Here is a 22,754-nt window from a genome sequence, read left to right on the forward strand (position 1 = left end):
GTACAGTTTAAGGTTGGCGGAATGCCCCTTTGTCTTTTACAATAGAGCCATGCATGCGATGAGCAAGCAATCAGGAGGAGCATATGGCGACAATTAAGCAGATTGCCGAGATGGCAAAGGTTTCGTTAGCAACCGTCTCGCGGGTGTTGAACAATGACCCGACGCTGTCAGTCACAGATGAAACAAGAGAGCGGGTATTCGAGGTAGCTGACAGGCTCGGGTACCGAAAGAAGACGGCTCGGCCGGCGGCTCGACCGACGGTTCGAAGCATTGCTTTCCTGTATTGGTTGACTGAGCGGGAGGAACTGCATGATGTCTACTTCAAGTCGATCCGGCTCGGAATCGAGCAGCAGGCAAAGCAGCAGCAGATTGAGCTGCACTGTTATACGATAGAGGATGGCATAGATGCTATTGGCGAGGACATTCAGGGCTTCATTGCGGTGGGGAGATTCTCCACGGCCGAGCTGGAGCGATTGCGCCGCTTGACGCCCCATGGCGTATTCGTCGATACGGTGCCAGATCAGGATCATTATGATGCCGTCCGCCCTGATCTGCGCTGGATTACCCGCAAGGGGATTGATTTCTTCATGGAGCGGGGGCATCGTCGCATCGGATTTGTCGGGGGGATTGACCTCCATCCCGATACGAAGGAGCGAGTGAGCGATGTCCGCGAGGAGACGTTCCGGGAGTGCATGAGCCGGGCGGGATTGCTGGATGAGGAGCTGATCTTCACCGGCAGGCAGTTCGCTGTTGAGGACGGATACCGATTAACGATGTCTGCCATCGAACGGCTGGGAGAGCGTATGCCGACAGCGCTATTCGTGGCATCCGATCCCATTGCTGTTGGCTGTCTGCAGGCGCTCAATGAGAAGGGGATAGCTATACCAGCCAGGGTGAGTCTAATGAGCATTAATAATATTAGTATTGCCAAATATGTCTCGCCACCTCTGACGACCTTCCATATCGATGTGGACGAGCTGTGTAAAAATGCGGTAGGGCTGCTGCTCGAGAGAATCGTTGAGGAGCGGCGGCTGGTGAAGACGGTGTACTTGAATGCGGAGCTGGTCATCCGTAAAAGCGCCATCTGAGCAGGACATGCCCACATGCAGCGCGGCACCGCTGCGAATAGAACCACAGCAGTGCGGGCGGCTGACGATGTCACTCGCGGCTCCCAGCACGGGGTGCTTTGCTACATGACGACGGTCGGTCGAACCACATGGGAACGGCTATTCACGAAGCGGCTCCTGATGAGCCGTCCAGGTCTGACGCTTCTCACATTCTCCTTCAGGCAGCCTGTCCGCATCTGGACAGGCTGCTGCTTCGTTCTGGATAAACGCTAGAAATTCCACGATGATCTCCCCCATTGCGTCCTCTCTGGGCAACCTGATGTAGCGGCACATACGACGCATATCCTCCTTGTACAGCTCGATGAGCTCCAGCATCGCCTCAGGCTCACGATTGCGCGCCCCCTCCAGCAAGACTAGCAATTCATCGTCAGGTACAACTGCCTGAGCATTCTTTTTTTCCATTTGTTCACCGCCTGTTGGCTGATATTCAACTGCTTCGCGACCTCTGCCTCGGTCAATCCGAGCAGGTATAGCTTAACTAGGATAGCTCTGCCCTGAGCAGGCAGCCCTTGTAGTAATTGCTCGATCAGGAGCCTGTTGACGCTTCGAAGTGAAAAGCCCGGGTCTGATGCCATGTGATCCCACGAAAGCGGCAGCTCCCGCTGCCTGGTTGCGCGCGCACGGTACTGTACCCTCCATCCGATGCGGTAGAGCGCGGATCGATAGAAGCGATAGACGTTTTGCTCTTGGGACATCTTATTTCTCTCCTTTTCATATTGAGGAAATGGATAGGTTTCTTTCCTTCATGTCATGTAGATGGAGATGGTTCTGTATACATAAAATGATAACGCGAATTGTATGTTTTTGTAAGAACAAATGTTCCTATTTTTGATGAGGGCGAAGTGAACAGTTGGACCTATTTTCAGCGGGGCGGTTGTAATCGCGCCTTCTTCATCGCCTACACGATGTAGCTGCAAGGGCGGCTAACATGACACGATGGAGGGAATTAACGATGAAAAAAAGAGTAGTGTACGTTCCATTGGATGACCGGCCAGCGAATCTGGATGATGTCATCCTGCAGGGCAGAGCGGCCGGAATCGAGGTCATCGTTCCTCAGCCGGAGGTGACTGCGAATCGGCTTGATTCGGAGTTGACGGCTGAAGGAAGCGAGGTGATCAGCACCAGTGCCCCGACATTTGGCCAGATAGAGCCGTTGCAAGCGTTCCTGGCTGAGCATGCGGCGTGCGCTGACGGCTTCATCCTCTCGATTGACATGCTGGCTTATGGCGGTCTGATTGGGAGCAGGCGTCTGCGTGACAACGGAGGCGGGGCGTATCCGAATTATGATGCGGCTACGATGAGCCTGCTGCACACGATTCGCGGCATCAAGGAGCATGATAAGGCCAAGCCAGTCTATGTGCTCGACACCGTGATGCGCCTTGCGTCTACGGTTCAGGTAGAGGGACTGACGCTGCAGGCGTATCAGGAATCGCGCAGCCTGATGCAGCAGCCGCGCCAGCAGCAGAGCGAATTTGAGGCGATTCTGTCCGGTTACGATAGAAAGCCTGACGGGAGCTCGTTTGGCGCAGCAGTTCATTTCGACAAGGAACAGTATTACAATGCGCGTCGGCATAAGCTGAAGACAACCCGTTATGTGCTGGAGGAGCTGGTGGAGCCGGGGTATGTCGATTTTATCGCGATTGGGGTGGATGACGCTTATATTCATGGTATCCAGGCGAATGAGATTGCCTGGATCGAGCGTTATATAGATGATCGGCTGGGTGGACAGAACGGCCGCCATCCAGGGCGCGCGGTTATATTGCCGGATGCGGACGGTCTCGGCCACTCGTTGCTGGCGCGCATAGCGAGGCAACTGTATGGAGACGGCTCCTATCCTCAGTATCTGGTGAGCTATTACGGGCCCCACGGCTCGACGATTGTGAATCCATACGAGTATCAGAGCGTGCATGACAATATGGTCAGCCACATCGATATTGCAGGAGGGGGGCTGTCGGATGGGGATAGCTATGAGCTGGAGGTTGTTGCGGTTACAGCAGCCTCGGAGGCGGCTACCGCCACAGCGCGGGTTGCAGCAAATGGAGCATCCGGGATACCTACCATCCTGATCGACTTCACTAGCGGAGGGGCTTCCGGGCATGAGACGACGAATAGCCTGCTTAGCCATGCTGCCACTGGCCGCATGTTCGGATACAGCGGATGGAATACAGCGGGCAATAAGATTGGCCTGGCGCTCGGTATGGCGCATTCCCGTTACGCCTTCGTCACAGCCGAGGCGGAGCAGGCGGTGCGAGCAGATGCGGCGGATGCCCACGCTTCCTTGCTGTTCAAACGATTATTGAAGGATTACGGCTACAAAAAGGTGGTGATCGGCGAGATTCGCGCCGAAGCGGCTGCGCGCACACCGTACACGAATGTGACTGCCGACCAGAATTTGCGGCTGTTCGTCCGTCCAAGCGATTACGAGCAGTTGTCCGTGCTGCTGGAGCAGCGCATGCAAGCCCAGGCAGCCGCGATGGCGAGTCAAGCTGCATTTAATCGTTCATCAGACAATGGGGGAGGCATCGTATGGTGTATCGCCCCAGCCGGCTGGGAGCTGGCAGACTATACAAGCTTCGAGCTTCCTGCAGGGGCGGCGTTCTTTAGTTGGGGGCGAGCCTTTGAGATTACACTGAAGCCGATGGTTCATGTAACAGCGCTTGATGCAGAGCCATGAGGGAGGAAGGGAGGGATACCGATAACAATCGCTGTCTCTCGTTGCTTGAAGGACGCCCGGGTGTAAGGACATGTAACATTTTCATGATTTGTGGTATTCTTGAATGGAATAGGCGAGTCGCATTAGCGGCTCGCCGGTAACTGCAAGGTAGATGCCTGTAGGTGAAGGACGGTCTCCATTACAGGCTGAATGTATATAGAGTGGTGGGATGGATTTGACCCGTGCATTTCTTGTTGATGACGAGCCGCTGGCTCTGCTGTACTTGGAATCTGTACTGAAGGAGCTAATGGAGGTAACCATTGCCGGCACATTTACAAGTCCCGTCGAGGCAATCCAGGCATTATCCTCCTGCCGCCCGGATGTTATCTTTCTAGATATTGACATGCCGGAGATGAACGGCCTGCAGGCGGCCGAGAAGATCCATGAGATCTGCCCGGATATGGAGATCATATTTGTCACGGCCTACAACCAGTATGCTGTCGATGCTTTCGAGCTGAGCGCGCTCGACTATGTGCTGAAGCCGCTGCAACGCAGGCGGCTGGAGAAGACTGTAGAGCGGTTGGAAAAACGCCTGGAGCAGCTCAAGCTGGAGAAGCCATCAGGCAAGCTGCTGCTGCGCTGTCTGAACATGCTGCAGTATGAACGGGAGGGGGAGCCAGCAGAAGCATTCCGCTGGAGAACCTTGAAGACGGAGGAGCTATTTTGCTATTTGCTGCATCATCGCGGCAGTGTCGTGAATAGGGAGGCGCTGATCGATCTGTTATTCCCCGATTCCGATGATAAACGGGCTATGACGCATTTGTATACGATTATCTATCAGATTCGCAAGCTGCTGGCGGATTTGAACATTGAGATTACGATCAGCAAGGTTGGCGCCCAACGCGGCTACATACTGGAGCTCAATGAAGTAACTGTGGATGTGGATGTCTGGCAAGACGGCTTGCGCCAGCTCGGACCCATCACCGCTGACAACTGTGAGGCGTATCAGCAGCTTATGGATGACTACACAGGGCACTACTTCAGCAGCCAGGGCTATCTATGGGCGGAAAGTGAACGTCATCGCTTGAGTGTCACCTTCACGCATCATGCACTGCAACTGGCCAGCTTCTACGTGGATAGTCGCATGCTGTCGGCGGCAATTGCGGTCTATCAGCGAGTATTGCAGCTTGAACCGTATATGGAGGAAGCGCACAAGGGATTGATTCACGTCTATACGTTGATGGGTGACAGAAGGGCTGCTGAGGAGTATATGCGAATTTATGAGCGGTGCCTGGATGAAGGGTGATGGCCTTGGCGAAGTGGCTTGACATAAGGGCAGGTACTAAAATTTGGCTGGGAACGGTGCTGTTCGTGGTGCTGCTCGTCGCCTGCCGTATCGGCTGGTTGATTGCTTATATGCCAGAGGAACAGACGGAGATCCAAAGCGGGGTGCTCGATCTCCGAATGGAGGGCGCGCTGGCGGATACACAGGTGCTATCACTGAACGGGGAGTGGGAATTTTACCCGCATGCACTCGTCTCAGATTTCGGATCACAGAAACAGATGGCGAACATAGCAGGCAAGACGCTCATACAGGTTCCTGGAGCATGGACTCTGGAGGGCGGCTCCTACGGCTACGGCACCTACCGTTTGCAGGTGCTGCTTCCGCCACAGGATCGCTCGATCTACTCGCTCAAGCTTCGTAGCGTCATCCAGTCCTCTGCGCTCTATATTAACGGCAAGCTGCTCGGACAGTCTGGGAAACCGGCAGCATCAAGGCACAATTACGAGCCGTATAACAATCCCTATACGGTAACGTTCTCCGCAGAGGGAGCCGAGCGGCTCGATATCGCGTTGCAGGTGGCGAACTATGATCTTCCGTCCCGCGGCGGGATTGCCAGATCCATTCTGCTCGGGAAAAGTGATGCAGTAGACAGGCAGACGGGGCTATCCATGGGGATGATCATGCTTGTCAGCATCGTGTATTTGCTGCATGGGGGATACGCCTTCCTGCTGTACGCGATGGGCATGCGCGACCGGCGGTTGCTTTTTTTTGCGTTATCGGTCATTTTTCCGATTCTGGCTATGTCTGCTGTTCAGAACCGCATATTGTTGCTGTGGGGGGAGCCCAGCTTTGAGCTCAGTGTGAGGCATATGCCGTTCATTATGGTTAGCTGGGCATACAGCATCCTCCAATGCGTCCCCGGCCAATATGCTCGTGCCTGGGCAAGGCGGGCAGTGGCCTGGATTTCTCGTCTCTGCCTGCTCACAGTGCTGCTTATTGTCGTGGCGCCGTCTGCTGCTGTGCTGCATATGTTCCCTTTATATTTCCTGCTGGTGGCGATCTCGATCGTCGTTACCTTTACGGCCATCTGGCGGACGGCATTGCGTGATCCGCAGCATAATGGGTTCACTTTACTTGGCCTGCTCGCGTTAATTCACTGTTTGGCCTGGGAGATTCCCCTTTATCATCTGGGAAATAGCGTGGTGTTCTATCCGTTTGATTTGCTGATTGCGATTATATGCTTTAGTGCGATGTGGTTTCAGCGGTATTTCCAAGGGGTCAAGCGGACGCGCGAGCTGTCGGTCAAGCTGAAGCAGGCCGATGAACAGAAGGATGAATTTTTGGCAAATACCTCTCATGAACTGCGCAATCCGCTGCACGGCATGCTCGCGGTCGCCCAGGCCGTGCTGGAACGCGAGGGGGGCTCGCTGCAGGCCAAGAGTGTGCGGGATATGGAGCTGATGCTCGATGTGGGACGGCGTATGACACTGATGCTGAACGATCTGCTAGATATAGCCCTGCTGAAGGAGAGCGGCATTGTGCTGCAGCGGGAGACAGTACATGTACAGACCGCTGCTGGCGGCGTGCTGGACATGCTGCGCCATATGTCTGCCGGGAAGCCCGTCGTGCTCAGGAGCTTGATCCCCGACAGCTTCCCGCCGGTTATGGCGGATGAGAAGCGGTTGATCCAGATTCTATTCAATCTGGTTCATAATGCGTTGAAGCATACAAGTCAAGGAGAGATCGAGGTCAGCGCAGAGGCGCAGGCAGGCTGGGCGACGATTCGGGTGCGAGATACTGGAACGGGGATGCCGCCCGAGCTGCAGCGAAGGGTGTTCGAGCCATATGAACAGGCGGAGGCTAGCCTTGGCGGATTTGGGCTGGGGCTGCATGTCTGCAGACAGCTCGTAGAGCTGCATGGCGGCGTAATTCGTGTTCGATCCGAGTACGGCAAGGGAGCCGAATTCTCCTTCACAATGGAGCTCGCGTCTGCTGCGGCTGTAGCGGCAGCGAACGGGCCGACTGATGTTGAGCAGGAAGGGGCGACCTCTATCGTGTGGCCTGATTCGGTTCCAGCAGGCTTGATGGAAGCGGCGGCAGCCGTGCCTGTCAGTCTTGCCGTCGTCGGCGATAGGGCGCCGCAAGGCCGGGGGCAAGCGGTAGACGAAATCTCTGGTGGTGTGGGCGCCGCCGGGCAATCGGACACTGGAGCCGAGCGAAGTCGTCTGCTTATCGTGGATGATGATGCCGTTAATCTGAATGTGCTGGTGCATGTGTTTGATGAAGCCTACCAGATTACGGTAGCGACTGGCGGCAGCGAAGCGCTGCGGCTGGTGGAGAAGCAGCCGTTCGATCTGATGATTTCGGATGTGATGATGCCCGGCATGTCGGGTTACGAGCTGACCCGGCTTGTTCGGAGCCGTTACACGCTGTCCGAGCTGCCTATTCTGCTGTTGACGGCGCGTGAACGCCCAGAAGACATCGAGACGGGCTTCCGGGCCGGAGCCAACGATTATGTGACGAAGCCGGTCAACCTGCTGGAGCTGCGAGCCCGCGTAACGATGCTGACCCGGCTGAAGCAATCGGTAGGCGAGCGATTGCGAATGGAGGGAGCCTGGCTGCAGGCGCAGATTAAGCCGCACTTCATATTGAACACCTTCAATGCGGTGGCAGCGCTCAGCCAGATTGATCTGCGGCGAATGCAAAATCTGGTAGATGAGTTCTCTAATTATCTCCGTGTCAGCATTGATCTGAAAAATCTGGAGCATCTGGTACCACTGGAGCAGGAGCTGGAGCTCGTCCGTTCCTATCTGTATATCGAGCAGGAACGGTTCGGGGACAGGCTTCAAGTGAAGTGGGAGATTGAGGAGGGGCTGGAGCTGAAGCTGCCGCCGCTATCGATTCAACCACTCGTAGAAAATGCGGTGCGCCATGGCATCCTGAGCCAGGCCCGGGGCGGCTGTGTGACGATTCGCATCGCATCCGCGGGAGATCCGGCCTATGTCGAAATTGTTGTTGAGGACGAGGGGCGCGGCATGAGTGCAGAGCAACTGGAGCGCTTGCTGAAATACGATGGGAGCGGCATCGGTGTGATTAATACGGATCGACGACTCAAGTGGCATTTCGGTAATGGACTTCATTACCAGAGCAGGCTGAACGAAGGCACGCGCGTATCGTTTGTGGTGAAGGCGCTATAGGTATTCAATAGAGGTATAGGATCGTAAGGAGCTTCCCGCAAGGGAAGCTTTTTTTGACATAGTATGGTTCTATATCTACATCTACGCGAAACGAGGCTTAGCCCGTCAAGGATGGCAGGGAATGGCTCCGGGGAAATTTGAGGAATATAGTGATTTGAGAATAGTTATCAACTATAATAGAAAAAGATGTATTGCGGACGGAACTGTGAAGATCAGGAGGTGCCCGGCGAGATGACGAATCAGGAACAGTTGGCTCTATGGAATCAGGCTGCGCTGAAGGTGCTCGATGTCCGGCATGCATGGTTGGAGCCTGGGAAGGAGCTTCAGACCTACCGCTTGCCGGCGAGCATGTTCTTCTATATGGTGCGGGGCAGCGCGGACATCAGGCTCGATCAGCTCTCATTTGCCGCGAAGGGACAATATATGTGCCATGGGGGCAAGGGGGCGGTGTTGTCTGTTGCCGCAGGCGCGGAGCGAGTAGAGTATTATATGGTATTCTATAAGGCGGCTGTGCTGCAGCCCAGCCGGAGGCAGGCGCTGTCTGCGCTGCAGTATGACGGCCCGTTCATGCTCCAGTATGGCCTGGCTCCAGCGATGCCGCTTCCATTGTATATGCTGCTAGAGCAGATGACCCGGCAGTGGGAGCAGGGAGGACAGTTGGAGCGACTTCAGGTGAAGGCGCTGTTTCATCAGTTCGTCTATGAGCTGCAACGGCAGCTCGCCGAGCATGGAGAGGTGGCGACCCGGCCTGATCTGGTGATGCAGGCAGCGGGCTATATGGACGATAACTATGGCAGCCCGATTACGCTGTCCACGCTCGCTGAGCTGCTCGGCTGCCATGCCAGACAGCTTCAACGGCTGTTCAAGGCGAGGCTGCGCGTATCGCCGATGGAATATTTAACGGAGCGGCGGATGACGGCTGCGATGGCGCTGCTGCGTGAGCTGGATGTGCCGTTAAAGCAGATTGCAGAGGCGGTAGGGTATACGGATAGCTATTATTTCAGCAGAATGTTCAAGAAGTTCTGTGGGATGTCTCCGACTATCTACAGGGAGCAGTCTCTACCTCTCATTCGTCGCCAAAATCCATCCATGATGTCGCGTTTGCCCATTGCTGGGAGTGGGCAGCGCAGGTATAGTGTAATTGGGTTTGAAAATCATTATCAATACAGAGATGGAGAGGAACAACACATGGCAAGAGGGTCTAGAGCAGGATTGGCAATGACGATGATACTGACATTGGCGCTGATGCTGGCAGCGTGCTCCGGCGGCGCAGGTACAGGCACGAATGATGGCGCGGGAACTACGCCTGCAAGCAACACGGCGCAGAATGTGAATAAGGACGCTGGGGCAGGCACCCAGGAGGAGCAGGGTAAAACACGCACAATCAAGCATATGAAGGGCGAGCTGGAGCTGAAGGAGACGCCGCAGAAGATTGTTGTGCTGGATGTTCAGTATATCGACCATATGGTAGCGCTCGGCAAGCAGCCGATCGGCAGTGTCATTGCGACTAGCGACAAGGAGACGTTTCCGGCTTATCTGGCAGACAAGCTGGTCGATGTGAAGCCGCTCGGCTCCAATCAGGAGCCTAATGTGGAGGGGGTGCTGGAGGCAGCGCCGGATCTGATCATCGCAACGGAGTTCCAGGAGAAAATCTATGACGACCTGGATAAGATTGCGCCGACACTGATGTTCGAGCGCAATGAGAACTGGCAGACGATGCTGCAGACCTTCGGTGTCATCCTCGATAAGGAACAGGAAGCACAGCAATTCATTGACCAGTACAATAGCAGAGTAGCTCAGATGAAGTCTGATCTGGCTGCGAAGCTGGGCGATGAGACGGTCGCATTGCTTCGTCCACGGGATAACGCGATTCGTCTGCATACCTCACAGCACCGGACAGCCGAAATTTTGTACAAGGATCTGGGTCTGAAGGAGCCGGAGATGATCAAAAATCCGCAAGATACCGCCATCCTGATCTCGCTGGAGGTGCTGCCGGATATGAATGCCGACCATCTCTTCCTGCTGGCTGACGATTCCAATACCGAGTTGACCGCCGAATTCCAGGCGACCTCGATCTGGAAGGGATTGACCGCAGTGCAGGCCAACCATGTCTACTCAGTTGGAACAACGCAATGGATCGGATATTATGGCCCGCTGGCCATCAATCTCATCCTGGATGATATTCAGAACGCGCTGCTGAAATAGGCAATCCCCGCTAGCCTGGCCTGGCATCGGGTTATGAATTCAATGCGATCAGCGCTATAGCTGCGTCATACAACCGCCGTTCATGAAGAACGGCGGTTTTTGGCATGGCAGCCGGTCATGCGCACGGGAGCAGCAGTATGAATGTGCCGGGTCGCTCAAACCGATTTCCAGCGTTGAAAATGAGTAACCTGCTGCTTCAATTCTCTAATGAATGCCGCGCATGCAGGAGAGGGCTTCTGTCTGGCATGAAGCCAGTACAGCGTTACTTCGGGATCTTCCTTAACCGGGATAGGGATGATCTGCCCCGTAGTTACATAGGGATCAATCATGAGCGATACATCGAGATAGAAGCAGGTAGCCATCCCCTCAGCAACAACCCGCTTGGCCGCCTCGGTACGGTTGGACAGAAATAGCTCCTTGGGCATTCCATATTTTTTCAATTGCTTGCGCATATGCTCGGAGGTAGCGATGACTGGATGCTTGATGATGTCATAAAACGATACCTTGTCTTTGCCCGCAAGTGGGGAGCTGGCGCCGACACAGGCAAGAATTTTGCATACCATAAATTGCTGGGCGCTCAGATGCTTGAACTCATACTCACCCGGAATGCCGACCAGTCCCAGATCCAACTGGCCTTGGCGAACCCCCTCCTCAATCTCTCCTGAATGATCCTCTTGCACCACCAGATCGACATTCGGATGCTTCGCCTTGAAGCTGGAGAGTGTCTTGGGCAAAAAGCTGGTGCAGATGCCCGATATAGCTCCAATTGCCAGCGTCCCCTGTATGAGTGAACCGTGGTTGCGGGTGGTCTCCTTCAAGTGCTGCACTCTGGATACAATTTCCTGTGCTTGCTCGATGATGCTTCTGCCGATCTCGGTCGGAACGGTGCCTGCCCGGGTGCGTGTGAAGATGGCGGTTCCTAGCTCCTCCTCCAGCTTCGCGATGGCATGGCTGATGTTCGGTTGAGAGATATGCAGCTTGTCTGCCGCCAGCGTAATCGAGCCGCTATGGGCGACCTCGATAATATAGTGGAGTTGCTCCAGGCGCATTGCAGGATCATCCCTTTACATAAATTTCGTTTATGGAAGTATAGATATTTAGTATTTTACATCATATAGTTTTATATGTGTTAATAGGATTACAACTTAACCGACTAATCTTATCGGAAAACAATAAAAGGGGAGAGGAAGCAAAATGAGCCATGCAGGCGGGTTGAATATTCTAGGCGTTAATAAGTCGTTTGTACACGCCAGCGAGGCTAAGCTTGTCCTCTCGGACATCTCGGTGATTGTAAAGCCCGGCGAATTCGTGACGGTCATTGGCCCAAGCGGCTGCGGCAAGAGCACGCTGCTCAAGATTGTGGCTGGACTGGAGACAAGCGATGCAGGTGTAGTGGAGCTTAACGGACAGCCGATTGCCGGCCCGAGTCAGGACAAGGGCTTTATCTTTCAGGAACACCGCCTGTTTCCATGGCTGACAGTTGAGCAGAATATTGCAGCCGATCTGCCGCTAAACAAGGCAGAGGTACGGCGGAAGGTCGATGAGATGGTAAGGCTTGTCCGTCTGGAGGGGTTTGAAACATCCTATCCTAAGCAGTTGTCCGGGGGGATGGCGCAGCGTGTTGCCATTGGGCGCACGCTGCTGCGCAACCCGCAGGTGCTGCTGCTGGACGAGCCGTTCGGAGCGCTGGACGCCTTCACGCGCAGCCACATGCAGGAGTCGCTGCTCGATATTTGGCGGGAGAATGGAACGACGATGCTGCTTGTAACACATGATATTGATGAAGCGGTCTTTCTGTCCAACCGCATCGTCGTCATGGATGCCCGTCCTGGACGCATCAAGCATCTCCTGTCTGTTGATCTGCCGTATCCACGCAGCCGAATCAGCCCGGCCTTCCAGGAGATGCGCACGCTTGTGCTGCGGGCGCTGGCGGACAAGGAGGATGCACGGGAGGAGAGCTGGGAGATATGAATAATCGACATCATAGAAGCAAGCGGGCGCTTGTGCTGCAAGGGCTGATCTTGCCAGCGACGATCCTTGCGGCATGGCAGCTATCTACCCAAGTGGGGTGGGCGTCGGAACAGTTGTTTCCCTCTCCGGTCTCGATCTTCAAGGATTTCTATGACATGCTGCAATCTGGCGAGCTGCTGCATCATCTGCGTGTCAGTGTGGTGCGTGCGGCGCTCGGCTTCCTCCTCGGCGGGGCGCTTGGGCTGCTGGCCGGGCTGCTGGTCGGACTGTTCCGCCGTGCTGAGGAGCTGCTTGATCCGACGGTGCAGATGCTGCGCACCGTTCCTCTGCTCGCGATTACGCCACTCTTCATTCTCTGGTTCGGCTTTGGCGAGCTATCCAAGGTGCTGCTGATTGCGATGGGCGCGTTTTTCCCTCTCTACGTCAATACCTTTCTGGGCGTCCGCAATGTCGATTCCAAGCTATTTGATGTCGCGCGCGTGCTGGAATTCAGCCGCTATAAGCAAATCACGCGCCTGGTCATTCCGGCGGCGCTGCCCCAGGTGCTGCTCGGGCTGAGGCTTTCACTCAGCACAGCCTGGCTTTGCTTGGTCGTCGCCGAGCTGATGGGAGCGGATCAAGGGGTCGGCTATCTCATTCAGGATGCCCGTTCCTTCATGCGCACCGGGGTCGTATTCGTAGGCATTTTTATCTTTGCACTGGTCGGCAAGCTGTCCGATTCGCTGGTCAGAGTGCTGGAGCGGAAGCTGCTCAACTGGCGGGATAATTATCGAGGCTGACTCTGAGACAGATCGTTTAGTGAATGTGCATATTAAAATCATACTATTCCAATGTATAAAGGTGGTAAAAAGATGACTGCACCATTACAACCCTTCCCGTATCCGAACAGGATACCCAAGACGCCGCCTGTCGGCGCTGCTCAGGCTTCAAGCCGCTCTGATCTGATTCCGTTCTCTTACGGCACTCCGACCTCTGATGCCTTCCCCTATGATGCGCTGCGTGATGCGGCTGTTGAGGCGATCATCCACGAGGGACGCGATGCGCTGCAATATGCGGGTGCAGGCGGGCCGGAGAGGGTAAAGCGCTGGATTGCGGAGCGTTCTGGGCTGCGCGCCATACAGACAGCAGCAGACCAGGTGCTGGTCACCTATGGTTCCCAGCAGGCGATCGATTATGCTGTGCGGGCGCTGGTTGAACCAGGGGATGAAGTATGGGTGGAGGCCCCGACCTACTTCGGCGCTGTCAGCACGTTCCGCACAGCGGAAGCGGCGATTCGTTCCTTCCCGATTGACGGGCACGGCTTGCAGGTGGAGCGGGTGGAAGCAGCGCTGCAGGAGGCAGCTCAAGCAGGGCGGCCGTTGCCCAAGCTGCTGTACTGCATGCCCAATTATCACAATCCGGGCGGTGTGAGCCTGTCACTGAAAAGGCGGCAACGGTTAGGCGAGCTGGCCTATCGGTATAACTTCTTTATTTTGGAGGATGATGCCTATACGGAGTTATCCTTTGAGGGAGAGCGGCTGCCGTCTATCTACAGCTTTGCACCGGAACGGGTCATCTATCTCAGCTCCTTCTCCAAAATTATCGCTCCAGGCATTCGCCTCGGCTGGGCGATCAGCTCCGCAGAGGTCATCAGGGCTATGAATTCCTTCTTCCAGGGCAGCAAGGCAAGCGTGTTCTCGCAAGAGATTGTGGCCCAACTGCTGGACAAGCTGCCGTTCACCGAGCATATCGACCAGTTGGTTGCACGCTATCGCGCTAGCCGCGATGTCATGGTGGCCTCGCTGCGGGAGCATTTTGGCGATGAGATTGCCTTTCAGGTGCCAGACGGAGGATTCTTCATCTGGCTTACCTTCCCCGGGGATACCGATACGGGCGAATTCGTGCAGGATGCGGCCGCCAGGGGAGTCAGCTTTCTGCCTGGCAAGCAATTTTTCGTCGAGCCGCAAGGGAGCCGACATGCGCGACTGTCCTTCAGCTATTGTGATGAACAACAGATTCGCCAGGGCGTCGCGCTGCTGGCCGAAGCCTATTACGATTACCGCCAGCGAGCTGGACGTGCCTGAGTGCAATGATAAGGATTGGATGTGAGCATAGTGAGAAGAGAACATGAACAGATGAAGCTAGGCGCTTTTCTCTATAATTTCGGTCATCATTACGCAGCATGGAGGCATGCGGAATCAAGGGCGGCTGCGATTGATCTGGAATTGTACAAGCAATCGGCACTGGCAGCCGAACGCGGCAAGTTTGATATGGTGTTTCTGGCGGATAGCGGCTCGCTCCCCAGCATTGAGGATACACAGAGCAGTGTCAGCTTTATCTACCCGGAATCGGTTACGCTGCTGGGAGCGTTGGCCGGCCTGACTACACATATCGGTCTGGCGGGAACTGCTTCGACAACATTCAACGAGCCGTATAATCTGGCACGCCGGTTTGCAACGCTCGACCATTTGAGCGGAGGACGTGCGGCCTGGAATGTTGTCACCTCGACGAAGGAAAGCGAGGCGCGCAATTATAATGCGGACAGCCTGCTGGAGCATGGTAAGCGCTATGAGCGGGCGCGGGAGTTTCTGGAGGTGGCTTGCGGCTTGTGGGACAGTTGGGAGGATGAAGCGGTGGTGCAGGACAAGGAGCAGGGGCGATACGCTGATCCTTCACGCATTCACAAGCTTAATCACCAAGGCAGTCATTTCCAGGTGCAGGGCCCGCTTAATTTGCCGCGTTCGCCGCAAGGCCGCCCCGTTATTATCGAGGCCGGAACCTCCGTGGCTGGCCAGCAGTTGGCTGCCCAGACGGCGGACATCGTATTTACTGCCTGCGATGACAAGCAGGAGGCGATTCGTTTCTACCGTGGACTCAAGTCACAGCTTTCAACCTACGGCAGACAGCCGGAGGAACTAAAGGTGATGCCGGGACTGCTTGCCTTTATCGGTAAGACGGAGCAGGAGGCGCAGGAGCAGGAGCGAGTCTTCAATGAGATGATCCAGCCTGAGGCCGGAGTTCGCTATCTCTCCAAGCTGCTCAATTATGATCTGTCTGGCTCTCCGATGGATGAGCCGCTTCCAGCATTGCCGAGGGAGGGCAATACAAGTCGTGCGCTCATGATTATGGAACGGGCGGGGCAGACAGGCATGACGATTCGCGAATTGGGGCTGCATTATGCGGTTGCGCGTGGCCACCTGTCGGTGACCGGTACGGCGGAGCAGGTGGCAGATACGATGGAACTCTGGTTCCGGGATGGCGCCTGCGACGGCTTCAATATTATGCAGCCGCTGCTGCCACAGGGTCTGGAGCAGTTCGTTGACAGTGTGGTACCGCTGCTGCAGCAGCGGGGGCTGTTCAGAACGGAATATGCAGGAAGGACGCTGCGCGAGAATCTGGGTTTGGAGCGGCCTGTCAATCGATTTGCACATATGACCTGACAAGCAGGATCTGCTTTTCAAATATACTTATCTACATCAGGGAGGAACAGACATGAAGACAAGATGGGTAAGAGGAACACTGCTGCTGACGCTGGCAATCGTGCTGGCGGTTGTATCCGGCTGCGGCGGACAGGCTGGAGGATCAAAGGGGAATGCAAGCGGCAATCCAAGCGGCAATACGAGCAAAAACCACAGTGAAGAAACAGCAGTTGGCGCCAATCAGAGTGGAGCGGCGGAGGCAGAGTCAGCGGGCGACGCTGACAAATATAAAGGTGTAACCGTCAATTTGGATGCCAGCCAGTTGGGGCCGCTGCTGATCGCCAAGACGAAAGGGTACTTCGAGGAGGAGTTCGGCAAATACGGCGCTACGGTAAGCTACCAGACGCTGCAGAGCTCGTCCCAATTTTTGGAGGCCATCGCATCTGACCGGCTGGATTTTGTGAGAATAGGCTATATCGGGACGATTACCGGACAAGCAGCTAATGTCGGCTTTAAGGCAATCAGCGAAGGCAGCAATGGCGGCGGCGATGGCATTATCGTGCCTAAGGGAAGTGCGATTCAATCGATTAAGGAGCTGAAGGGCAAGAAGATTGCGGTATCTAAAGGCAGCAGCTCATGGGGGCTTCTGCTCCGCGCGTTGCAGAGCGAGGGGCTGAGCGCCTCCGATGTGGAACAGATTAATCTTCAGCCGGATGAGGCGCAGCCGGCATTTCAGAGTGGCAAGGTAGATGCCTGGGTCATCTGGGAGCCGTTCCGCAGCTCGCAGATCAAGGCTCAGGGAGCGGTGCTACTTGCGGAAGGCAAGACGATCGGTGCGTTCAACCCAGCATACAATATTGTCAGAACGAAATTCGCCGAGCAATATCCTGAGCTGGTTGTTGCGTACCTGAAAGCGTATGAGCGCGGGCTGCAATGGCAGAATGACAATCTGGAGGAAGCGATCACGCTGCTGGCGGAGCTGAAAAAGCTGGACAAGGACACCGTCCGCATCTCGCTGGAAAACAACGTCGCAACCAATAACCCGATCTCCGAGGAAGCGACCCGGAGCCAGCAGGCTACGGCAGATATTCTGTTGCAACTGGGTGAGCTGAAGGAGCAACTGGATGTGTCCCAGGTGGTGGACAATACGTATATCAAGCAAGCACTAGGACGGTAAGACGTCCCTCCAGGCAGCAAGGTAGTAACGCACTTTAATATAGTGTATGATAGGAGTAATGCTGCCTCAGGAGGACTTGCGATCGATGTTTGTGCTTATTGGTATTTTATTTTTGATTATCTACGGTCTCTTGGTGTTCTATATCGGCTGGAGCGGCTGGAGCTGGATGCGGCCCGTCGTATCTGCTCGCTTCAAGATCGCCTACATTGCGATTATGGTCTTTTTGGCATCGTCATTCATCTTGGGGCGACTGTTTGGAGACTTCTCTATTCTAAGTATGATCGGCTCGTACTGGCTTGGTATTTTTGCGCTGCTGCTGCTTATGCTGCCGATTGTCCATCTATCCATCTGGCTATTGCGTCTGACGGCGCTGCCGCGCCACCGTGTGCAGAAATGGGCCGGCTCGCTGACACTGCTGACGTTGCTGGCGCTCATTGCCTACGGCTCTTACAACGCCTATAGTCCTGTTGTCCGTGAATATACGGTGACGCTGGACAAGAAGGTGGAGGGGCTGGAGGGCTTGAATATCGTGATGGCGTCGGATATGCATTTCGGCTTGCTGTCCGGCAAGGCGCATGCGCAGCGGATGGTTGAGCAGATCAATGCGCTGAACCCTGATCTGGTGCTCTATCCGGGCGACCTGGTGGACGATAATCTGGATGTGTATCTTCGCAGCGGCATTGACGAGGTGCTGCGCGGCATCGAGGCGCCATACGGTGTCTATGCCTCGCTGGGCAACCACGACAAGCCGCCTGCTGAGGTGGCGGCTGCACTGGAGCGCAGCAATATGAAGGTGCTGCTCGATGAGAGCGTCGTTGTGGATGGCAAGCTGGTGCTGGTCGGGCGCAAGGATAAGACGGAGAGTGATCGCGTCTCGGTAGAGGAACTGATGGCCTCTGTGGATCAGAGCTTACCGGTCATCATGCTGGAGCATCAGCCCTATGATCTGGATATTGCTGCTGCGGGCGGCGTCGATCTGATGGTATCGGGCCACACGCATCGCGGACAGATTGCCCCTGCGCATCTGGTCACCCGCGCCATCTACGAGAACGATTGGGGTTATGTGCGCAAGGGGGATTTCCATAGTGTTGTTTCTTCCGGCTATGGCTTCTGGGGGCCGCCGCTGCGCATTGGGAGCCGTTCGGAGATTGTGCAGATTCATGTGAAATTTGGGGAATAGCTCGCGGCAGTTCTTGCAACAGCCAGCGCTATGGAGGAAGACAGCGATAGGGAGTGGAAGCACAGGCCACGTTAGTGGCCTGTGCTTCGCATATTCAGTGATGTTGAAGTTACAGGGGGGAACGCAGGATGAACGAAAACCATGGTGCAGGTGGAGGGAAGTATTCATGATTTACACAGGGCTACCGATCCTTCGCAGCATGCGTGCCTTGCCCGAATTGCGGCCGGATGGCGGTTATGAGCTCTATCAGCCATTGCACAGCTTGCTCTTGTTGGAGACGAAGGGGGCGCGGCTGTACATTGCGGGGCAAAGCTATGAGCTAAAAGGAGCCGCAGTCGTTCTACTCCCCCCGCATACGCTGTTTGAACTGCAGGTACCGAATCGAGACGGGGGGCAGGCAGTCGACAGCATGCAGGCATCCGCTCAGTATACAGCGCCTGGCAGCCAAGGGCTGCGATTTTGTGCGGCGATGTTTGAATGGCTGGATACGGGGGAGGGGGCTGCGGAGCATGGAGCTCCGGCATTGGCCGAGTTGGCTGACACCTCGCTGCTGGGAGAGGCTGCTGAGCTGTATCACAGGTTTGAAGGGAAGCTGTACAACAGTGTGTCGCAGAGGCTGTCGATTCAATCCCGTTTCTTGCAACTGCTGGCGAATGCGTGGTGGCTGCTGGAGCAGCCGACAGCCATCAGCTTTGCCTCGAGGCGCCATGGCATCGATAATGTGCTATGGCATGTGCACAGGTTCTACAACCGGAGGATGGATCGCGATGTCGCTGTTGAATTATCGGAGATGAGCCTTCGCAGGTTTACTGCTCGCTTTAAACAGCAGACCGGTCGCACCTTTATTGAATATCTGAATCGATGGCGTATCGAGAAAGCCCAGGAGTTGATACTGACGAAGCGGCTGACGCTTCATGAGGTGGCTCAGCAGGTTGGTTATGCCGATGAATTTTATTTGAGCCGCAAATTCAAACAGGTGACAGGTATGTCGCCCACAGCGTATATAAGCAAGCCCAAGCGTATTGCCTCGCTGGATCATGCCTATACGATTGATTTGCTGGCTCTGAATGTCATGCCTTGTTCCGCTATTACCGATCAGTGGATGCAAGAGTATTTTCAGATCGAGGCGCGATGCCCTGCCTTTCGCCCGTTATACTGGCAGATGGAGCTGGAGGAGAGGCTGGACGTGCTGAAGGAGGCGCGGCCCGATATTCTGTTGCTGCCCGAGCGGTCGGCGGATGACGATGATCTGCTCCATGCGATCCGCAAGCTGGGGCTCGTTGTCCAGATGCCTTGGAAGGGAATCGGCTGGAGGCGGCGATTCTGGAGCATTGCCGAGCTGACAGGCAATGAACAGTCCGGTCGAGAGTGGCTGGACAGATTTGATGCGCGGATAGAGGAGGCGAAGGATCGGCTGCGCCATCGTTTGTGCCCTGGAGAGACGGTGGCCATTATTAATATTCGGAGTGACCGCAATCTTGTCTATATTCAGGGATATATGGGGGCCGATCTTCTGTATGATCTGCTGCAACTGACTCCCCCCCGGACAGTAGCGCTGCAGCGGCATCAGGGGCTGGAGCACCCGGAGTTGTCCTACACCTCATTTGCCGACGCTCACTGGGGGCGTTATGATGCCGATCATTATTTTGTAGCTGTGGAAAATAGCGTCGCCGCTCGCAAGCGTTGGGCGCAGTTGCAGGAGCAACCGTTATGGCGGGAGCGATCCGCTGTAAAGCATGGTCATGTATATGTGGTAGAGATGAGCAAATGGTATGGCTATGCTTCTGCTGTGCTTCATGCACAGTTGGATGATGTGTTGGCCAGCTTGTTGGGATCGGGGATTGACTAATGTTTTGCATGATTGCCCATTCATCCAAAGAAAACGCGCAGAAACGGACATGTACATGCTCGCTTATCCTTGTTATCATTTCAAATGGTAATGATAATCATTATACATAGGGGGATAAGCTGTCATGCAGTCACAAGTACAGATCAAGCCGCTCACGATATGGATCGCATTGCTGCTATTCGCACTTTGCATCAGTGCATGCGGCACATCGAATCAGCCGACCGGATCGGCAGAGGAGGCTCCGACAGGCGAAGCCGAATCCACAAGCAATGTGAACCGTGCTCGCGATGGGGTAGCCGAGTCGGCAGCCATCAGCCCGGCCTCAACACGGGTATACGAGCATATGAGCGGCAGTTCGAAAATTCCGGTGAAGGCGGAGCGTGTGGTGACGGATTGGTATTATGGTCAATTGGTGGCGCTAGGCATCAAGCCGATTGGCACCGACCCATTTGTGTTGAACAATCATCCGTTTATTGAGCAGGAGGGGACAGAGAGCATCGGGCAATCTGTGGAGAAGATATTGGAGCTTGAGCCAGATCTCATCCTGTCGTGGGGAGCTAACAAGTACGATGATTACGCCAAAATCGCGCCGACGGTACCATTGGAGCTAAATGGCGGCCCGAAGGAAGCGGTGCAGATCTTTGGAGATATACTGGGCCGGGAGGAAGAGGCCAAGCAGTGGATCAGCGAATTTGACCGGACAGTTGAAGAGGCAAGGCAGCAAATTTCAGATGTGATCGCTTCGGGTGAAACATTCACGATTCTTAATATTTGGAAAAACACCTTACGTGTGTATGGCTTTGTCAATATGGGCGGTTATGCCTTGTATGAAGGATTGCAGGTAAAGGCTCCGGCAAAGGTGGAGGAGGTATTTCGCAATACAGAGGAATGGTACGAGGAGATTTCACTCGAGGTCATCTCTGAGTATGCGGGTGATCATCTGATTGTGACGAGCTATGATCCTGAAGGCACCTCGGCGGTAATGCAGGAGCTGGAACAAAGCGCGGTATGGAGCAGCCTGGATGCGGTGAAGAACAATCGCGTCTATACAGTGGATTACAACAGTCTGTACTTTGATGATCCGATTGCGATTCAAGAACAGGTGAAGCTGCTAGCGAAGGTAATCGCTGAACGTAAACAATACTAGACATCGCCTTGCTCAGCAGAGCTGCGGATAGCAGCAGCCATGAGCGGGGCTTTTTTTTTGTTGGCGCGTCAAGGACATGGCGGCAGCGGGTACACTTGCTCATAAAGTGCAAGACGGCGGATGGAACGCGAATAACAGTTGACACTCACCATAATGATGTTATATTTTTGTTATAAAAGATAACACGATAAATATCATTGGGAAATCGGGGAGGGACAACATGGCCGTCGAATACAGCATGCTGCAAACCCAGACAGTCAGGCTGGCAATGACGCAGGAGATGCGGCAAAGCCTTGTTATACTGCAGCTTCCCATTGTGGAGCTGAATGCTTACCTGGAACGTGAATTAGAGCGTAACCCGGTGCTGGAGAAGGAATGCGAGGGGCGTAGTGCCGCTGAGGCGGGGGCTAACGACTGGCGTTCCGAGCGGGCGACTCAGGGGAGCAGCGGCGGCGATCTCTGGTCGCAGCTTCCGGCCCGCACCGTTACACTGGAGGCTGCGCTGCTGGAGCAGTTATACTGCATGCAGGATATTCCGCCGCTGCGCAGACGAATCGCCGCATTTCTGGCAGGCAATCTTGATTCCCACGGATATTTGCGGATTGCCCCGGCGGAGGCAGCCGCGCTGCTGCAGGCGCCGCTAGATGAGGTGATGTCGGGCCTGGAGCTGCTGCGCAGCCTGGAGCCGGCAGGGGTCGCCTCGCTGGATCTGGCCGATTGCCTGCTGCGCCAGCTTGCCCGCCGCCAGGAACGCTGCTCGCTCGCTGAACGGCTTGTCCAAGACGGTGTAGAGCGGCTCGCCTCCGGCAGTGTGCGCTCGCTCGCAGTTGCATATCAGACGTCGACGGAGGAGCTGCGCGCTGCGCTTCGCCTCATCCGCAGCCTGCAGCCGCGTCCAGGCGCAGGATATGGCGGCGGGTCCATCCCCTATGCAATCCCGGATGTGATCCTGCGTCCGGCCGGGGAGGGGGGGCAGTGGCAGGCAGAGACGAATGACGCTGTCGCGCTGAAGCTGACGATCAACGCCTATTATGAGCGGCTGGCAAGCAACCAGCGTCGACCGGCCTCGGAGCTGCTGTATCTTGAGGAGCATCTGCATTCGGCGAGGCAATTGCTTCGATGCGTGGAGCAGCGGCGAGCCACGCTGCTCTCGGTGGCTGCTGCGATGGTCGAGCGGCAGCCGGAATTTCTGCGCAAGGGCTGGGCGCGATTGAGACCGATGCAATTAAGGGATATTGCTGAGCGGCTGGGTGTTCATGAATCAACGGTCAGCCGGGCGGTATCCGGCAAATATATGCAGACGCCGCTGGGCGTATGCGAGCTCAAGTCGATGTTTTCTACAGCGCTTCCAGGAGTGTCCGGTCAGGAAGCTGTATCGGCGGAAAGCATCAGGTGCCGGCTGAAAGGGCTGATTAGCGGCGAGAACGGGCACAAGCCGTATTCCGATCAGCGACTGGCCGAGCTGCTCAGCGCCGAAGGGTATGCCGTGGCCCGCAGAACCGTCGCCAAATACCGAGAGCAGTTGGGCATCGCCCCGGCTGGGCGGCGCTCAGGCAGATAGGGGG

Annotated in this window: 17 protein-coding genes; 14 read left to right on the forward strand and 3 right to left on the reverse strand. The window is 55.5% G+C overall.

Annotation, left to right across the window (positions count from 1 at the left end):
* Positions 1 to 83 precede the first annotated feature (83 nt).
* Positions 84 to 1,088, forward strand: a complete 1,005-nt coding sequence (locus ACY1JZ_RS13345) for a LacI family DNA-binding transcriptional regulator (RefSeq protein WP_462629575.1) — start codon at positions 84 to 86, stop codon at positions 1,086 to 1,088.
* A gap of 138 nt (positions 1,089 to 1,226) precedes the next feature.
* Here ACY1JZ_RS13345 and ACY1JZ_RS13350 read toward each other — a convergent pair whose 3' ends face one another.
* Positions 1,227 to 1,529, reverse strand: coding sequence for a helix-turn-helix domain-containing protein (locus ACY1JZ_RS13350; RefSeq protein ID WP_462629576.1), 303 nt, complete (start codon positions 1,527 to 1,529; stop codon positions 1,227 to 1,229).
* Positions 1,481 to 1,822, reverse strand: a complete 342-nt coding sequence (locus tag ACY1JZ_RS13355) for an RNA polymerase sigma factor (protein WP_462629577.1) — start codon at positions 1,820 to 1,822, stop codon at positions 1,481 to 1,483. Before ACY1JZ_RS13355 ends, ACY1JZ_RS13350 begins: the two co-directional genes overlap by 49 nt.
* A gap of 257 nt (positions 1,823 to 2,079) precedes the next feature.
* Here ACY1JZ_RS13355 and ACY1JZ_RS13360 point away from each other — a divergent pair, with 257 nt between their 5' ends.
* From ACY1JZ_RS13360 to ACY1JZ_RS13375, 4 genes are all read left to right on the forward strand, one after another.
* Complete coding sequence (locus ACY1JZ_RS13360) at positions 2,080 to 3,801, forward strand: DUF4127 family protein (protein WP_462629578.1); 1,722 nt, start codon at positions 2,080 to 2,082, stop codon at positions 3,799 to 3,801.
* A gap of 214 nt (positions 3,802 to 4,015) precedes the next feature.
* Complete coding sequence (locus tag ACY1JZ_RS13365; protein ID WP_462629579.1) at positions 4,016 to 5,086, forward strand: response regulator; 1,071 nt, start codon at positions 4,016 to 4,018, stop codon at positions 5,084 to 5,086.
* A 5-nt stretch (positions 5,087 to 5,091) separates the two neighbouring features.
* Entirely contained in the window at positions 5,092 to 8,262 is a 3,171-nt protein-coding gene (locus ACY1JZ_RS13370) for an ATP-binding response regulator (protein ID WP_462629580.1), read from the forward strand.
* A gap of 231 nt (positions 8,263 to 8,493) precedes the next feature.
* Positions 8,494 to 10,467 carry an ABC transporter substrate-binding protein gene (locus ACY1JZ_RS13375; protein ID WP_462629581.1) on the forward strand — a complete coding sequence of 658 codons (1,974 nt, stop codon included), beginning with the start codon at positions 8,494 to 8,496 and terminating at the stop codon, positions 10,465 to 10,467.
* 155 nt (positions 10,468 to 10,622) lie between these two features.
* On the opposite strand, the gene ACY1JZ_RS13380 is transcribed toward ACY1JZ_RS13375, so the two are convergent.
* Positions 10,623 to 11,516 (reverse strand): LysR family transcriptional regulator, encoded by an 894-nt coding sequence (locus tag ACY1JZ_RS13380; RefSeq protein ID WP_462629583.1) that lies wholly within the window; start codon positions 11,514 to 11,516, stop codon positions 10,623 to 10,625.
* Between the two features lie 145 nt (positions 11,517 to 11,661).
* Between ACY1JZ_RS13380 and ACY1JZ_RS13385 the strand changes: the two genes are divergently transcribed.
* The 9 genes from ACY1JZ_RS13385 (at position 11,662) to rpoN (ending at position 22,750) form a co-directional block, all read left to right on the forward strand.
* Positions 11,662 to 12,438, forward strand: coding sequence for an ABC transporter ATP-binding protein (locus tag ACY1JZ_RS13385; RefSeq protein WP_462629584.1), 777 nt, complete (start codon positions 11,662 to 11,664; stop codon positions 12,436 to 12,438).
* Positions 12,435 to 13,217, forward strand: coding sequence for an ABC transporter permease (locus ACY1JZ_RS13390; protein WP_462629585.1), 783 nt, complete (start codon positions 12,435 to 12,437; stop codon positions 13,215 to 13,217). Before ACY1JZ_RS13385 ends, ACY1JZ_RS13390 begins: the two co-directional genes overlap by 4 nt.
* Positions 13,218 to 13,289: 72 nt before the next feature.
* Entirely contained in the window at positions 13,290 to 14,501 is a 1,212-nt protein-coding gene (locus ACY1JZ_RS13395) for an aminotransferase-like domain-containing protein (RefSeq protein WP_462629586.1), read from the forward strand.
* 30 nt (positions 14,502 to 14,531) lie between these two features.
* Positions 14,532 to 15,857 (forward strand): LLM class flavin-dependent oxidoreductase, encoded by a 1,326-nt coding sequence (locus tag ACY1JZ_RS13400; RefSeq protein ID WP_462629587.1) that lies wholly within the window; start codon positions 14,532 to 14,534, stop codon positions 15,855 to 15,857.
* A 52-nt stretch (positions 15,858 to 15,909) separates the two neighbouring features.
* Positions 15,910 to 17,013 carry an aliphatic sulfonate ABC transporter substrate-binding protein gene (locus tag ACY1JZ_RS13405; protein WP_462629588.1) on the forward strand — a complete coding sequence of 368 codons (1,104 nt, stop codon included), beginning with the start codon at positions 15,910 to 15,912 and terminating at the stop codon, positions 17,011 to 17,013.
* A gap of 85 nt (positions 17,014 to 17,098) precedes the next feature.
* A complete protein-coding gene (locus ACY1JZ_RS13410) occupies positions 17,099 to 18,193 on the forward strand; it encodes a metallophosphoesterase (protein WP_462629589.1) in 1,095 nt (364 codons plus the stop codon).
* A 166-nt stretch (positions 18,194 to 18,359) separates the two neighbouring features.
* On the forward strand, positions 18,360 to 20,042 hold the full coding sequence (locus tag ACY1JZ_RS13415; RefSeq protein ID WP_462629590.1) for a helix-turn-helix domain-containing protein: 1,683 nt from the start codon (positions 18,360 to 18,362) through the stop codon (positions 20,040 to 20,042).
* 124 nt (positions 20,043 to 20,166) lie between these two features.
* Entirely contained in the window at positions 20,167 to 21,189 is a 1,023-nt protein-coding gene (locus ACY1JZ_RS13420) for an ABC transporter substrate-binding protein (protein ID WP_462629591.1), read from the forward strand.
* A gap of 220 nt (positions 21,190 to 21,409) precedes the next feature.
* The gene (gene rpoN / locus ACY1JZ_RS13425; protein WP_462629592.1) at positions 21,410 to 22,750 is read left to right on the forward strand and encodes an RNA polymerase factor sigma-54; all 1,341 of its coding nucleotides are present in this window, start codon (positions 21,410 to 21,412) and stop codon (positions 22,748 to 22,750) included.
* The last annotated feature ends 4 nt before the right edge of the window (positions 22,751 to 22,754 follow it).

It is taken from the genome of Paenibacillus sp. J5 (genome assembly GCF_054955055.1).

Excerpts from the sequence above, each read along its gene's own strand:
- ACY1JZ_RS13345 (WP_462629575.1), top strand. The coding sequence starts at position 84 with ATGGCGACAATTAAGCAGATTGCCGAGATGGCAAAGGTTTCGTTAGCA.
- ACY1JZ_RS13350 (WP_462629576.1), bottom strand. The coding sequence starts at position 1,529 with ATGGAAAAAAAGAATGCTCAGGCAGTTGTACCTGACGATGAATTGCTA.
- ACY1JZ_RS13355 (WP_462629577.1), bottom strand. The coding sequence starts at position 1,822 with ATGTCCCAAGAGCAAAACGTCTATCGCTTCTATCGATCCGCGCTCTAC.
- ACY1JZ_RS13360 (WP_462629578.1), top strand. The coding sequence starts at position 2,080 with ATGAAAAAAAGAGTAGTGTACGTTCCATTGGATGACCGGCCAGCGAAT.
- ACY1JZ_RS13375 (WP_462629581.1), top strand. The coding sequence starts at position 8,494 with ATGACGAATCAGGAACAGTTGGCTCTATGGAATCAGGCTGCGCTGAAG.
- ACY1JZ_RS13380 (WP_462629583.1), bottom strand. The coding sequence starts at position 11,516 with ATGCGCCTGGAGCAACTCCACTATATTATCGAGGTCGCCCATAGCGGC.
- ACY1JZ_RS13385 (WP_462629584.1), top strand. The coding sequence starts at position 11,662 with ATGAGCCATGCAGGCGGGTTGAATATTCTAGGCGTTAATAAGTCGTTT.
- ACY1JZ_RS13390 (WP_462629585.1), top strand. The coding sequence starts at position 12,435 with ATGAATAATCGACATCATAGAAGCAAGCGGGCGCTTGTGCTGCAAGGG.
- ACY1JZ_RS13395 (WP_462629586.1), top strand. The coding sequence starts at position 13,290 with ATGACTGCACCATTACAACCCTTCCCGTATCCGAACAGGATACCCAAG.
- ACY1JZ_RS13405 (WP_462629588.1), top strand. The coding sequence starts at position 15,910 with ATGAAGACAAGATGGGTAAGAGGAACACTGCTGCTGACGCTGGCAATC.
- ACY1JZ_RS13410 (WP_462629589.1), top strand. The coding sequence starts at position 17,099 with ATGTTTGTGCTTATTGGTATTTTATTTTTGATTATCTACGGTCTCTTG.
- ACY1JZ_RS13415 (WP_462629590.1), top strand. The coding sequence starts at position 18,360 with ATGATTTACACAGGGCTACCGATCCTTCGCAGCATGCGTGCCTTGCCC.
- ACY1JZ_RS13420 (WP_462629591.1), top strand. The coding sequence starts at position 20,167 with ATGCAGTCACAAGTACAGATCAAGCCGCTCACGATATGGATCGCATTG.
- rpoN (WP_462629592.1), top strand. The coding sequence starts at position 21,410 with ATGGCCGTCGAATACAGCATGCTGCAAACCCAGACAGTCAGGCTGGCA.